The organism is [Enterobacter] lignolyticus SCF1 (assembly GCF_000164865.1).
Taxonomy (GTDB): domain Bacteria; phylum Pseudomonadota; class Gammaproteobacteria; order Enterobacterales; family Enterobacteriaceae; genus Enterobacter_B; species Enterobacter_B lignolyticus.
Genome location: NC_014618.1, coordinates 3123034 through 3136453, shown reverse-complemented (window position 1 = coordinate 3136453; position 13420 = coordinate 3123034). Strand labels below are relative to the sequence as shown.

Annotated in this window: 13 protein-coding genes; all 13 read left to right on the top strand. The window is 61.1% G+C overall.

Going from position 1 to position 13420, the window contains the following annotated elements; translation table 11 throughout:
* Positions 1-1479: a type II secretion system ATPase GspE gene (gene gspE / locus ENTCL_RS14590; RefSeq protein ID WP_013366913.1), complete on the top strand. Its 1479-nt coding sequence runs from the start codon at positions 1-3 to the stop codon at positions 1477-1479.
* The gene (gene gspF, locus ENTCL_RS14585; protein ID WP_013366912.1) at positions 1479-2681 is read left to right on the top strand and encodes a type II secretion system inner membrane protein GspF; all 1203 of its coding nucleotides are present in this window, start codon (positions 1479-1481) and stop codon (positions 2679-2681) included. The genes gspE and gspF overlap by 1 nt, the downstream gene beginning before the upstream one ends.
* A 7-nt stretch (positions 2682-2688) precedes the next feature.
* Positions 2689-3141 carry a type II secretion system major pseudopilin GspG gene (gene gspG / locus ENTCL_RS14580; RefSeq protein ID WP_013366911.1) on the top strand — a complete coding sequence of 151 codons (453 nt, stop codon included), beginning with the start codon at positions 2689-2691 and terminating at the stop codon, positions 3139-3141.
* Positions 3138-3623: a type II secretion system minor pseudopilin GspH gene (gspH, locus tag ENTCL_RS14575; protein WP_157865598.1), complete on the top strand. Its 486-nt coding sequence runs from the start codon at positions 3138-3140 to the stop codon at positions 3621-3623. Before gspG ends, gspH begins: the two co-directional genes overlap by 4 nt.
* Positions 3616-3996: a type II secretion system minor pseudopilin GspI gene (gene gspI / locus ENTCL_RS14570; RefSeq protein ID WP_013366909.1), complete on the top strand. Its 381-nt coding sequence runs from the start codon at positions 3616-3618 to the stop codon at positions 3994-3996. The genes gspH and gspI overlap by 8 nt, the downstream gene beginning before the upstream one ends.
* A complete protein-coding gene (locus ENTCL_RS14565; RefSeq protein ID WP_013366908.1) occupies positions 3993-4607 on the top strand; it encodes a type II secretion system protein GspJ in 615 nt (204 codons plus the stop codon). The genes gspI and ENTCL_RS14565 overlap by 4 nt, the downstream gene beginning before the upstream one ends.
* Positions 4600-5595 carry a type II secretion system minor pseudopilin GspK gene (gene gspK, locus ENTCL_RS14560; RefSeq protein WP_013366907.1) on the top strand — a complete coding sequence of 332 codons (996 nt, stop codon included), beginning with the start codon at positions 4600-4602 and terminating at the stop codon, positions 5593-5595. The genes ENTCL_RS14565 and gspK overlap by 8 nt, the downstream gene beginning before the upstream one ends.
* A 14-nt stretch (positions 5596-5609) precedes the next feature.
* Complete coding sequence (gene gspL / locus ENTCL_RS14555; RefSeq protein WP_013366906.1) at positions 5610-6755, top strand: type II secretion system protein GspL; 1146 nt, start codon at positions 5610-5612, stop codon at positions 6753-6755.
* A complete protein-coding gene (gene gspM / locus ENTCL_RS14550; RefSeq protein WP_013366905.1) occupies positions 6752-7234 on the top strand; it encodes a type II secretion system protein GspM in 483 nt (160 codons plus the stop codon). The genes gspL and gspM overlap by 4 nt, the downstream gene beginning before the upstream one ends.
* Complete coding sequence (locus ENTCL_RS14545) at positions 7234-8025, top strand: prepilin peptidase (RefSeq protein ID WP_013366904.1); 792 nt, start codon at positions 7234-7236, stop codon at positions 8023-8025. The genes gspM and ENTCL_RS14545 overlap by 1 nt, the downstream gene beginning before the upstream one ends.
* Before the next feature lie 203 nt (positions 8026-8228).
* Positions 8229-10925 carry a glycosyl hydrolase family 18 protein gene (locus tag ENTCL_RS14540; protein WP_013366903.1) on the top strand — a complete coding sequence of 899 codons (2697 nt, stop codon included), beginning with the start codon at positions 8229-8231 and terminating at the stop codon, positions 10923-10925.
* 70 nt (positions 10926-10995) lie between these two features.
* Complete coding sequence (iagB, locus tag ENTCL_RS14535; RefSeq protein ID WP_044612149.1) at positions 10996-11433, top strand: type III secretion system invasion protein IagB; 438 nt, start codon at positions 10996-10998, stop codon at positions 11431-11433.
* 116 nt (positions 11434-11549) lie between these two features.
* A complete protein-coding gene (locus tag ENTCL_RS14530; protein ID WP_013366901.1) occupies positions 11550-13373 on the top strand; it encodes a glycoside hydrolase family 19 protein in 1824 nt (607 codons plus the stop codon).
* Positions 13374-13420: the final 47 nt, after the last annotated feature.

Here is a 13420-nt window from a genome sequence, read left to right as displayed (position 1 = left end):
GTGGACCAGCTGAGTCAGTATTTGTGCGCCAGCGGCTACGCCAAAACGCACGGCGTGCTGGTGTGGGAAAACACCGTGTATCTTCGCGACGATGCGCCCGCCTTTGCGCTGCTCGAAATTCGCCGGGCGCTGGGGCAGGCCCCCGCGCCGGTGGTGGTGAGCCCGGAGGCCTTTGATGAGCTGCTGGCAAAAGCGTGGCAGAACAGCAGCGGCGTGTCGCAGCAGCTGGTGGACGATATGGATGCCGATATCGACCTGCTGGCGCTGACCGAAGAGATCCCCGACAACGAAGACCTGCTGGATAACGACGAAAACTCGCCGGTTATCCGGCTTATCAACGCCATTCTCGGCGAAGCGGTGAAAGAGGGCGCTTCGGATATTCATATCGAAACCTTTGAGCGCGCGCTGAGCATTCGCTTTCGCGTCGACGGCGTGCTGCGCCCGGTGCTGCAGCCCGCGCGCAAGCTGGCGCCGCTGCTGGTTTCGCGCATCAAGGTGATGTCGAAGCTGGATATTGCGGAAAAACGCCTGCCGCAGGATGGCCGTATTTCGCTGCGTATCGGGCGTAAAGCGATTGATGTGCGCGTGTCGACCATTCCGTCGCAGTACGGCGAGCGGGTGGTTATGCGCCTGCTCGATAAAAGCAACCTGCGCCCGGACATCGACAAGCTGGGGCTTATCGACGAGGAGCTGGCGCAGCTGAAGGGGCTGATTGCGCGTCCCCACGGCATTATTCTGGTCACCGGTCCGACCGGTTCGGGGAAAAGCACCACCCTGTATGCGATTTTGTCGGCGTTAAACGGCCATGAGCGCAATATCCTGACCGTTGAAGATCCCATCGAATACGAACTGGAGGGCGTCGGGCAGACGCAGGTCAATCCGCGCGTCGACATGACCTTCGCCCGCGGCCTGCGCGCGATCCTGCGCCAGGATCCGGACGTAGTGATGATCGGTGAAATTCGCGACGGCGAAACGGCGCAGATCGCGGTGCAGGCGTCGCTCACCGGACATCTGGTGATGTCCACGCTGCATACCAACAGCGCGGCAGGCGCCATTACGCGCTTACGCGACATGGGGCTGGAGCCGTTTTTGATAGGCTCGTCGCTGCTCGGGGTTATCGCCCAGCGGCTGGTGCGCCGCCTGTGTCCGCACTGCCGGACGCAAAGCCTCCTTACCGACAGCGAGCGCGCGCTGTTCGGCTTCATGCCGACGCCGCCGAAGGCGATTTATCGCGCCGTCGGCTGCGAGCAGTGCCGCCAGAGCGGCTATCAGGGGCGGGCGGGCATCCATGAGTTTCTGGTGGTCGACAGCGCAATCCGCCGGGCCATCCATGAAGATGTCGATGAGATGGCGCTGGAGGCGCAGTTCTTTAAACAGGCCAACAGCCTGCGGGAGAACGGTCTGCTGAAGGTGGTCGGCGGCGTGACCTCGCTTGAGGAAGTGATGCGGGTCACCGCAGAACGCGGGGGAGACGACTAATGGCCTGGTTTGCCTGGACCGCCGTGGACGGCGGCGGTAAGAAGCGGCGCGGAACCCTGCAGGCGGAAAGCATGAAGCAGGTTCGCCAGATGCTGCGCGAACAGCAGCTGCAGCCGCTTGCCATTGCGCCCGCGCGGGCGGCAGGTGCGCCCGCCGGGAAAAGCGTCAAAATTTCCGCAGTGTCGCTGACGCTGTTCACCCGCCAGCTTTCCACGCTGGTGAATGCGGCGCTGCCGCTGGAAAGCGCGCTGAAGGCTATCTCCCGGCAGTCGGAGGACAAAAAGCTCTCCGCGCTGGTGAGCGATATTCGCGACAAAGTGGTGGAGGGCCACACGCTTAACGAGGCGTTCGGCCAGTTTCCCCGTATTTTCGACAAGCTGTACTGCACGCTGGTGATGGCCGGTGAAAAGTCCGGGGCGCTGGGCCAGGTGCTGGAGAAGCTCGCCGACTATAACGAGCAGCGGCAGAAAATGAAAAGCCAGCTCAGCCAGGCGATGGTCTATCCCATCACCCTGACGGTCGTCGCGATTGCGGTGATCGGTATTTTGCTGGTGGCGGTGGTGCCGCAGGTGATTGACCAGTTCACCCACATGAAGCAGCAGCTGCCGATCACCACCCGCACGCTTATCGCGGTCAGCGATTTCCTGCAGGCCTGGGGGCTGTATATCGGCGGAGCGCTGGCGGGGTTTGGCATCGGCGCGAAATTCTGGCTGCGCCATGCGAAAAACCGCTTTATCTGGCACCGCTGGCTGGTCACCGCGTCGCCGCTGCAAAAGCTGGTGCGGGCTATCAACAGCGCGCGCTACATCCGTACGCTCAGTATTTTACAGGCCAGCAGCGTACCGCTGCTCGACGGCATGTATATCGCCATGGAGGGGCTGGAAAACGGCTACGCCAGGCAGATGCTGGCTCAGGCGGCGGACAGCGTACGGCAGGGGGCTTCGCTGCAGGCCTCGCTGGAGCAAACGAAGCTATTTCCACCGACCATGCTGTACATGATCGCCTCCGGCGAAGAGAGCGGAGAGCTTGGCCCGCTGATGGACCGTGCGGCGGAAAACCAGGAGTCGGCGCTACAGCACCGCATTACGCTCACGCTGTCGGTATTCGAACCGGCGCTGGTGGTCACCATGGCGACGGTGGTGCTGTTTATTGTGCTCTCTATTTTACAACCCATTCTTCAACTTAATAACATGGTGGGGTAATACACCTATGAATATCATTCTTAATAAACGCGCCGTGCGGCAAAAAGGTTTTACGCTGCTGGAACTGATGGTGGTCATCGTTATTCTCGGCGTGCTCGCCAGTATGGTGGTGCCAAATTTAATGGGCAATAAGGAACGGGCCGATAAGCAAAAAGCCGTCAGCGATATTGTCGCGCTCGAAGGCTCGCTGGATATGTATAAGCTCGATAACCATCGCTACCCGACGACCGAGCAGGGGCTGCAGGCGCTGGTCACTAAGCCGGAGGTTTCCCCCATTCCGTCAAATTACCGCGCGGACGGCTATATTCGCCGCCTGCCGCAGGACCCGTGGGGCAATGAGTATCTGCTGGCAAGCCCCGGCGAGCACGGCGCCGTCGACGTCTTTTCCGCCGGTCCGGACGGCGAAGCCAATACTGCGGATGATATTACGAACTGGTCTCTCGATAAAAAAGAGAAATAATGAAACAGCGCGGATTTACCTTGCTGGAAGTCATTCTGGCGGTGGTTATTTTTGCCGCCAGCGCCATGATGGTTATCTCCACCCTTCCTTCACGCAGCGGCGCGGATATTTTCGGACAGCAGTTTGCCTCGCTGGTGGAATATGGGTCTGACCGCGCGGTAATGGATGGCAATATTATGGGATTAGTCATTACGCCCGCAGGGTTTCAGCTGGTGCGCGCTGAGCTAAAAAATAATATGACGCGCTGGACGCCGTTAATCGCCGCACGGATCGCAACCGGCGGGGCATTTCCTGACGATCTGCACGTGTCGCTGGCACCGCAGCGGCTGGCGGCCACGCTGGAGAACGCCCCGCAGATCCTGTTCCTGCCCGACGGCGAAATCGGGCGCTTTACCCTCACGCTCGAGAGCCGCGATAAGCAGCACCATTTTCGGGTGGCGTCGCAGGGCAGCGCGCCGGTGACGGTGGAAAACGATGGCTAAGCGCATTAACGCCCAGCGCGGCATGACGCTGCTGGAGGTGATGGTGGCGCTGGCTATCTTTTCCACCGCGGCGATAGCGCTGATGAACGCGGTGTCGCTGAACGTGCGCTACACCCACGGGCTGGGGGAAACCCTGCAGGCGAGCTGGGTTGCGGAGAACCAGCTTGCCCAGGCGCTGCTGGAGAAACGCGATTTTCCCGACGCCGCCCTGGAGGGCGAAGAGGAGATGGGCGGGCGCACGTGGCGGTGGCGCGCACAGCGCGTGGATGTCGCTAAGGTCGGCGCCGTTAACCAGATAGCGGTTTTTGCCCAGGGAGATGACCGCCAGCCGGTGGTTTCGCTGCGCGTGATGCCGCCGGAGGCGATGCCATGACGCGACGCGATGGCCAGCGCGGGTTCACCCTGCTTGAGGTAATGATCGCCCTGATGGTGTTCGCCATCATCAGTTCGCTGGCGTGGCAAATCCTCGACGGGGCGATGAGGTCCACCCGCGCAACGGATGCGGATACCGCCCGTTTAAACCAGCTGCAGCGGGCCTACAACCTGCTGCAGCGCGACTTTTTTCAGCTGCAGGCGCGCGCGCCGCGCAACGGTACGGCGACGTTTGTTCAGGCCGGCGGCCGCCTTGAGCTGACCACGCTAAGCGGCGTGAGCGGGACGGTGCAGCTCGAGCGGGTAGCGTGGCGTTTGCACGACGGTCGCCTGTGGCGCGACGTCTGGCCCGCCATTGATGGTCCGGAAAACGCCGCGGCGGAGGAGGTGCCCGTCCTGTCACAGGTCAAAACGGTGAGCTGGCGCTTTTTCCACCAGACCTGGCGGACGGCATGGGAAGACAGCCGTCAGATACCGGACGGCGTGGAGCTGTCGTTAACGCTGGACGACGGGCAAACCTGGCGCTGGGTGTTTGTCACCCCGGGGCAGGCGGAAGACGCGTCCGCGGAGTCCGCCGCGCCGCCTGCGGCGCCGGAGGCGAAACATGAATAACGCGCAGACGCGTCAGCGCGGCGTGGCGCTGCTGGTGGTGCTGATCCTGCTGGTGATGATGTCGGTGCTTGCCGGGCGCATCAGCCAGCAGTTCTGCCGCAGCCTGCAAAAAACGCGCTATCAGCTCAGCCAGCAGCAGCTGCGCTGGGGGATACAGGCGCAGGAAAAGGTCATTGGGCAGAAGCTGCAAACCCTGACGGGGGACAAGTCGCTGGCGTCAGACGGCGACTGGCGCGATCCGGTGATCACCCGCGGCGAGTTTTATACCGTAGAGAGTGCCGTCACGGATGCGCAGACCTGCTTTAACGTTAACAGCCTGCTGGCTGAAGAACCTGCGCAGAGCGGCGCGGCCCCGGAGAAAGCGCAAAAAGAGCGGATCGTGGAGGCGCTGTTCGCCCGGGCGGGCATCAGCGAGCAGACGGCGCAAACGCTCTACGGGCAGCTGCGCGATTATCTTGACGCTGATGATGTCGCCGACGGCGGGCGCAAGGAAAGCGAAGCGTGGGCGGGGCTGACGCCTGCCCGTTTTCCGGCGAATCAGATGATGCGTACGCCCGGCGAGATTCGCGCGCTGCCCGCGTTTCCCGCTGCGGCGTGGCCGGTCCTCAGCCGGTTGATGTGCGCTCTGCCTGCGACGACCGGGGCGGTGGACGTCAATACGCTTGCGCCGGAACAGGCGCCGCTGCTGGCGGCGGTGTATGACGGCGTGCTTAGCGACGATGAGGCCGCGCGGCTGATCGCATCCCGCCCGGAAGCCGGGTGGGAAAGCGTACAGGCCTTTGAAGAACAGCTGCTCCGGCAGCTTCCGGTGAAGAAAGAGGATCTGGAGCGAAGCCGGGAGTTTGTCAGCGTTTCCAGCCGCTATTTTCGCGTCGACAGCCGCGCCACCACCGATGACCTGACGCTCAGGGTGGTGACGCAGCTGCAGGTCAACAGCAGCACTGGCGACGTCGCCGCCTGGCAGCGCCGCTACAGAATAGTTGAATAACGGAAGATGATGAGATGAAACAGGTGCTTTTTGTGCGCCCCGGCCGCGAGGGCGACGCCAGAGTGTGGTGGCGCGAGTCCGGCAGCCTGCAGGTGGGCGAACTGGCGGGGTGGGACGATATCGCCACGCTCGGCGATCATGCGCTGGCGGATCGCGTCTGCCTGCTGCTACCCGCCAGCGAGATGATTTTTCGTCGCTTCACTCTTACCGGGAAGCGGCTTCGCGGCCAGGCCGCGTCGTTCTCCTGGCTGGCGGAAGAGACGGTGATTGGCGACGTAGACGAGCTGCACTGGACGGTGCTGCAAAAGCGCGGCGGCGACGTGGATGCGGTCGCCATTGCGCGTACGCGGCTGGCGGACTGGCTGACGCGCTGCGCCGATGCCGGTCTGACGGTCGTGCAGGTGTTGCCCGATGCGTATCTGCTGCCGGAAACGGCCGGGGGCTGCACGCTGGCGAGCGCGGAGAGCGAATACTGGCTGCGGATGTCGCCGCCCGGAGCCTGCCAAAGCGATGCGCAGTGGCTGCCGCTGCTGCTGCAAAAGGGCGCGATTAACGGTGTGACCTGCTATGGCGACGCGCCAGCGGGCGTCGCCGTCGGAATACAGGAGGCGTGGCAGCACCCGCTGCTGCTTATTCAGGCGCAGTGGGAGGCCTGTCGCATCAGCCTGCTGCACGGCGAGTTCGCGCTGCGCGCGGGTTCTGAGCAAAGCCGCCGGCGCTATCGGCGGTGGCTGCTGGCCGCCGCGGCGCTGGTCTGCTGCCTGTTTTTGCTGCCGCCCGCGCTGCGCGGCTGGCTGCTGGTGCAGCAGGAAAACCGGCTGCAGGACGAGATGATGCAGCTTACGCAGCACCATTTCCCCAGCCTTCGACAGGCCAGCAATCTCAAATACCACTTCGGTCAGAGCGTGAAAAAAGAAAAAAAAGGGCTGTTTTTGCAGCTTGAGGTGCTGAATGCCCTGAGGCAGCGCGTACCCGGCGTGCAGGTAAACCGCATTGAATATGACGATCGCAGCCAGAGAATCACCCTGCTGGTGGCGTCATCTCAGCAGCGGGCGCTGGAGCAGTTTGTCGGGCAGGCGGAGGCGCAGTTTACGTTTGCGCTGCAGCCCGTATCAACGGTCGCGCCCTATACCGCGATGATGACAGGAACCTGGAAATGAACGCGCAGATAATGAAGCTTGATGCGCGCTGGCAGGCGATGAGCGTCCGCGAGCGCGGGCTGGCTCTGCTGTGCGCGCTGGCGATCGGTCTGGCCGCGCTGTGGTACGGCGTCTGGCAGCCGCTGGCGGCGATAAACCGGAACAGCCAGCAGACGATTGAACGCCAGCTGGAGACGATTCGCTGGATGCGCAGCGAAATCACCCGGATGCATATTCCTGTGCGCCAGACGATCACCGAAAATGTGCGTACGGTCGTGGAGGACAGCGCCAGTGAGCTGCAGATCCCGCTGAGCCAGGTTCAGCAGCAGGGTAAAACCCTCTCGTTTTCGGTCACGCAGGTGGATTTTGCTGTGCTTAAAAACTGGATGCGGGAGGTGAATTTAGCGTCCGGCGCCAGGATTGAAAAAATAACCCTCACGCCGGTCGACCGACGCCAGCAGGTCAGCGCGGAGGTTCTGTTATCGTGGGGGACGCCGTGATGGTCCTGACGCTTTTGCGCCATGCGTACCTGCTGCCGTTTTGCCTGTTGAGCGCCGTACTGGGGGCGATATGGGGCAGCTTTCTCGGCGTGATTATCGACCGCCTGCCGGCGATGATCGTCGCGGACGGCTGCGCCGATAAAAACCTGTTTTATCCGCCGTCGCATTGTACGCACTGCCAGCATACGCTGCGCTGGTGGCAAAATATTCCCCTGCTGAGCTGGCTGCTGCTGCGCGGGCAATGCGCCCACTGTCGGCAGCCCATTCCCCTGCTGTGGTTTCTTCTGGAAGCATTGAGCGCGCTTTTTTTTGCCGCGACGGTCTGGGTGTTCCCGCAGCCGCAGGCGTGGCTGGCGCTGTGGCTGCTGTGGTCGGCGCTGCTTCCGCTGGCGGTGATTGATGCCCGCCATATGCTGCTGCCGGATTGTCTGACGCTGCCGCTGCTGTGGTGCGGCCTGCTGCTGAACCTGCGCGGCGGCTGGCTTTCCCTGCAGGATGCGGTGGTGGGGGCGGCGGCGGGATACGTTTTTCTGTGGCTGCTGTACTGGGGGTACCGCCTTCTGCGAGGCCGGGAGGGTATCGGTCAGGGAGATCTTAAGCTGGTGGCGGCATTTGGCGCCTGGCTCGGCTGGCAGGTACTACCCCAGCTATTATTGTTCGCCGCTTTTTTGGCCATTCTTCTTTTTCTGTTGCCCCGACGCGACGCCGCCGCCGCTCAACCCTTTGGTCCCAGCCTGTGCATTGCTGGCGGCGGTATTTTTATTTTGCATTCGCTGTTATTTATTTTCTGAAAGTGAAGTCAAGTTTTTTTATCAGTTTTTTCGCCGCTGAAACGAAATGCCAAAACAGAACCATGCGGATATCGTTATTTCCCGTGGGGATGCTGAAAATCTCTGCGCTTATATTTTAATGAATGCTCTGTGTTCAGGTGCCATGTTTTAAGGAATACATGGTGTATCAATTTTCTTATAATCAAGGTTGATGGAATTTAATAATGAAATTAATGAAGCCAAAATATCTGGCGTTATTTGTCGCTACTGTTGCCGGTAGTTCCGCATTTGCGGCAGTACCGGGAAAACCGATGCTGAGCTATGGCAATGATAAATTCGCCATCGTTGAGGTTGACCAGGCGGCGCAGGACTATAACAGCCTGGTAAAAGTGCATGACGGCGCCGATGTGACCGTCGAGTGGAACGTCTGGAGCGGCGATGCGCCGACCTCCGCGAAGGTGCTGCTTGACGGCCAGACCGTCTGGAGCGGCGCCGGTAGCGCCTCCGGCAAAGCGACCTTCAAAGTGAAAAAAGGCGGCCGCTACCAGGAGCAGGTCGAGCTGTGCAACGCCAGCGGCTGTAGCAAAAGCGACAGTAAGCTGATTATCGTTGCCGACACCGACGGCAGCCATCTGCTGCCGCTGAATGCTCCGCTGCAGGAAAACAACAAGGCGTTCAGCAAGCATACCGACAAGGTGGTGGCGGCCTATTTCCCGGAGTGGGGCGTGTATGGCCGTAATTTCCCGGTCGACAAAATTCCGGCGGCGAACCTGAACCATATTCTGTACGGCTTTATTCCGATTTGCGGCGGCGACGGGATAAACGACAGCCTGAAGTCCGTGGAGGGGGGCAACAGCTTCGAAGCGCTCAAACGCGCCTGTAACGGCCGTCAGGACTATCAGGTCGCTATTCACGACCCGTGGGCGGCGCTGCAAAAACCGCAGTCCGGCGTCGCGGCATGGGACGACCCGTATAAGGGCAACTTCGGCCAGCTGATGGCGTTGAAAAAAGCGCACCCGGACCTGAAAATACTGCCGTCCATCGGCGGCTGGACCATGTCCGATCCGTTCTTCAAAATGCATGACAAGGTTATCCGCGATCGCTTTGTCGCCTCGGTGAAGGATTTCCTCAAAACCTGGAAGTTCTTTGACGGTGTCGATATTGACTGGGAGTTTCCGGGCGGCGGCGGCCAGAACGAAGCCCTGGGCAACCCGCAGCAGGATAAAGAGACCTACACCCTGCTGATGCAGGATCTGCGCGCAATGCTGAACAGCCTCTCTCAGGAGACGGGCCGTCAGTACGAACTGACCACGGCGATTGGCTCCGGCAAAGATAAAATCGAAGACGTGGATTATACCGCCGCGCAGCAGTACCTCGACCATATCTTCCTGATGAGCTACGACTTCTACGGCGCGTGGAGCAACACCGAGCTGGGCCACCAGGCCGCGCTGTATGCGCCCGCGTGGCGACCGGATACCCATTACACCACCGACAACGGCGTGCAGGCGCTGCTCGACCAGGGCGTGAAGCCCGGCAAAATCGTGGTCGGGGCAGGGATGTACGGCCGCGGCTGGACCGGCGTACACGGCTATAGCGGCGATAATCCGTTTAGCGGAACGGCCACCGGCGCGGTAAAAGGCACCTGGGAGCCGGGCGTGGTGGACTACCGGCAGATTGTCAATGAATACAAGGGAAAACCGGGTTGGGAGTACGGCTATGACGCTGCCGCCGAAGCGCCTTACGTCTTCAACAAATCCACCGGCGAACTTATCTCCTACGATGACGCCCGCTCCGTGGCGGCCAAAGGCAAGTACGTGCTGGCGAAGAACCTCGGCGGCCTGTTCGCGTGGTCCATTGACTCCGATAACGGCGATATTCTGAATGCGATGAACGAAAGCCTGCTCGGCGGCAGTACCCCGGTCGACCCGGTGGCGACCAACCACCCGCCGGTCGCGACGGCCTCTGATGTGACGGTAACCGGCCCGGCGACCGTGACGCTGGACGGTTCAGCCTCCAGCGATCCCGATGGGGATGCGATAACCTACAAATGGACGCAGATTTCCGGGCCTGCGGTGACGCTGACCAACAGCGCTAAGGCAAAAGCGACCTTCAGCGTTGCCGCAGCCGCCAGCGACCAGTCCAGCGCGTTCCGCCTGACCGTGACGGATACGAAGGGGCTGAGCCATTCCGTTGATGTACAGGTCATCAACAAAACGCCGAAGGCAAACCAGGCGCCGGTGATCCGCCAGATGGATGCGGTGACGCTGGAGGCCGGGCAGACCTATACCCTGCATGCTCAGGCCTCCGACCCGGACGGCGATACGCTGACCTACGCCTGGAGCGTGCCTGGCGATATGAACGCGGCCGACACCAGCAGCAGCGATCTGACCATCACCGCGCCGGACGTCAGCGCCCAGACCACCCGCACCCTGAGCGTGGTGGTGAGCGACGGTAAAACCAGCGTGCAGTCGGGCGTGGTGGTGACCGTGACGCCAAAGGCGGCGCAGGACGACGCGAATGTGCCATCCGACGACGTAACTCCGCCATCCGACGACGTAACTCCGCCTGCCGACGAGGGTACCCCAACCGGCAGCTGCGACCATCCGGTTGACGCCAATGCCAGCAAATATGCCGCGTGGAACGCGACGACGGTCTACAACAGCGGCGACACCGTCAGCGTCGACAACCTGGTATGGAAAGCCAAATACTGGACCCAGGGCAACAAGCCGGGGTTCGGCGCCGATCAGTGGCAGCTGGTAAGCAACGTGAAGTTCGGCTGGCGCGCCGAGGTGGTCTACAACGGCGGCGATACCACCACCTATAACGGCTCTACCTGGCGCGCTAAATGGTGGACGCAGGGCGATAAGCCGGGCAACAGCGATGTCTGGGTAAAAGAGGGCGCATCGGCCGACTGTAAGTAAACCATCTCCCGAGAAATAACCGCCTGCGCAGCAGAGCGCGCAGGCAGCCGGAGAGCTGAACGTGAAAAAGATAAAATACGCGCTGTTGATCGTTCTGGCCCTCAGCCAGCCGGTTTTGGCCAACTGCTGGAAGAGAGCCGGGGAATATTATCATGTCGATCCGTGGTTATTACTGGCAATCGCCAACGTGGAGTCGGGAATGAACCCGCGCGCTATTGGCTGGAACCACGACGGTACGCATGACGTTGGGCTAATGCAAATCAACAGCGTGCATTTTCCCGAACTCGCCCCGTTGGGGATTGATGAGCAGCGGCTGATGGCCGAACCCTGCACCTCAATTATGGTCGGCGCCTCTATTTTATCCAACATGATTAAGGTCTACGGCAATAACTGGGAAGCGGTTGGCGCTTATAACGCGGGAGTGAAAAAGGAACGCTATCCGCAGCGAATGGTATATGCCCGACAGGTATGGAATAAATATCAGCAGCTCAGGCTGGCTTCCCGATAATGTGCGGTAACGCTGAAGTGAATTTCAGATAATGCCTGCGACGTTCAGGCGTTATTGACAAGTTTCTTTTCAGGGTTATTTGTTTAAGCGAAATAAATAAAGAAGACACAGATAAAATGAATAAAAGGACATTATTAAGCGTATTGGTCGCTGGCGCCTGCGTGGCGCCCTGGATGGCCCAGGCGGCGATGCTGCAGGCAGGCGGCGAACCCTACACCCTGAAAGCCAGCGATCTGGCGCAGAAGGAAAAAACGCTGACCGATTTTCCGCTGATGCAGTCGGTGAAAGACACGATTCGCACCCTGGATAACAGCGTGGTCGAGCAGATTGAGCCGGGGAAAGCCTCCAACCCGGAGAACGTGAAGCGGGTAGAAGGGATAGTGAAAGCCAGCGACTGGGAGTATCTGTTCCCGCTGCGGGCCAAAGAGTATACCTACAGCAACTTCCTGAAGGCGGTCGGCAAGTTTCCGGCCCTGTGTCAGACCTACAGCGACGGCCGCGACAGCGACGCCATTTGCCGTAAGGAGCTGGCGACCATGTTTGCCCACTTCGCCCAGGAAACCGGCGGCCATGAAAGCTGGCGTCCGGAGGCCGAATGGCGTCAGGCGCTGGTCTATGTGCGCGAAATGGGCTGGAGCGAAGGGCAGAAGGGCGGCTATAACGGCGAATGCAACCCGAACGTCTGGCAGGGACAAACCTGGCCGTGCGGGAAAGATAAAGACGGCGACTTCGTCAGCTACTTTGGCCGCGGCGCCAAGCAGCTCTCGTACAACTATAACTACGGTCCGTTCTCGGAGGCGATGTTTGGCGATGTCCGTCCGCTGCTGGATAAACCCGAGCTGGTGGCGGACACCTGGCTGAACCTGGCCAGCGCCATCTTCTTCTTCGCCTATCCGCAGCCGCCGAAACCGAGCATGCTGCAGGTGATTGACGGCTCCTGGCAACCTAACGCTCACGATAAGGCCAACGGTCTGGTGCCGGGCTTTGGCGTGACCACGCAGATTATCAACGGCGGCGTGGAGTGCGGCGGCCCGACCGAGAACGCCCAGTCGGAAAACCGCATCAAGTACTATAAAGAGTTCGCGAAATACCTGAAGGTGCCGGTCGGGGCCAGTGAGGTGATGGGCTGCGCGAACATGAAGCAGTTTGATGAGGGCGGTTCCGGCGCGCTGAAAATCTACTGGGAGCAGGACTGGGGCTGGAGTGCGGATACGCCGGACGGCAAAACCTACGCCTGTCAGCTGGTCGGCTATCAGACGCCGTTTAGCGCGTTTAAGCAGGGGGATTACACCAAATGCGTTCAGCATTTCTACAATGTGAAGATTGTGAATGACGATGGCTCCGCGCTGACGCCGGGCGAGGAGGTCAAACCCGCGCCGTCCGACGACGTGCCGCCGCCGGTCCCGGCGGATGAAACGCCTGCGCCGACGCCGGAAGAGCCGACCACCGTTAACCACGCGCCGGTCGCCCATATCGCCGGGCCGATCGGCGCCGTCGAAGCCGGGGCGCACGTTTCGCTGAGCGCGGAGGGGTCGACCGATGCCGACGGCAATAAGCTGACCTACACCTGGCGCGCTCAGGATGGTCAGACCGTCAGCGGTGAAGATAAGGCGGTTATCACCTTTACCGCGCCGGAAGCCGCCGCCGCGCAGCAGTATGAGGTCAGCCTGACCGTCAGCGACGGAGAGCTCAGCAGTACGACCTCGTATCTGCTGAACGTCAACGCCAAAGCGCAGACGCCGGCGGGTGATGACGGTCATGCGGGCAGCTACCCGGCATGGAGCGCGAATGCGAAGTACAGCGCCGGGGATATCGTCAATAACCACGGCAAGCTGTTCCAGTGCAAGCCGTTCCCGTACAGCGGCTGGTGCAGCCAGGCGCCTGCCTACTACGAGCCGGGCGCCGGGCAGGCCTGGCAGGATGCGTGGAACGCGCTGTAATCTCAGCAAAACGGCAGCCGCAGGGCTGCCGTTTTTTGTATGCGTTA

Excerpts from the sequence above, each read along its gene's own strand:
- gspI (WP_013366909.1), top strand. The coding sequence starts at position 3,616 with ATGGCTAAGCGCATTAACGCCCAGCGCGGCATGACGCTGCTGGAGGTG.
- gspF (WP_013366912.1), top strand. The coding sequence starts at position 1,479 with ATGGCCTGGTTTGCCTGGACCGCCGTGGACGGCGGCGGTAAGAAGCGG.
- ENTCL_RS14545 (WP_013366904.1), top strand. The coding sequence starts at position 7,234 with ATGGTCCTGACGCTTTTGCGCCATGCGTACCTGCTGCCGTTTTGCCTG.
- ENTCL_RS14530 (WP_013366901.1), top strand. The coding sequence starts at position 11,550 with ATGAATAAAAGGACATTATTAAGCGTATTGGTCGCTGGCGCCTGCGTG.
- ENTCL_RS14540 (WP_013366903.1), top strand. The coding sequence starts at position 8,229 with ATGAAATTAATGAAGCCAAAATATCTGGCGTTATTTGTCGCTACTGTT.
- gspM (WP_013366905.1), top strand. The coding sequence starts at position 6,752 with ATGAACGCGCAGATAATGAAGCTTGATGCGCGCTGGCAGGCGATGAGC.
- gspG (WP_013366911.1), top strand. The coding sequence starts at position 2,689 with ATGAATATCATTCTTAATAAACGCGCCGTGCGGCAAAAAGGTTTTACG.
- ENTCL_RS14565 (WP_013366908.1), top strand. The coding sequence starts at position 3,993 with ATGACGCGACGCGATGGCCAGCGCGGGTTCACCCTGCTTGAGGTAATG.
- gspL (WP_013366906.1), top strand. The coding sequence starts at position 5,610 with ATGAAACAGGTGCTTTTTGTGCGCCCCGGCCGCGAGGGCGACGCCAGA.
- gspK (WP_013366907.1), top strand. The coding sequence starts at position 4,600 with ATGAATAACGCGCAGACGCGTCAGCGCGGCGTGGCGCTGCTGGTGGTG.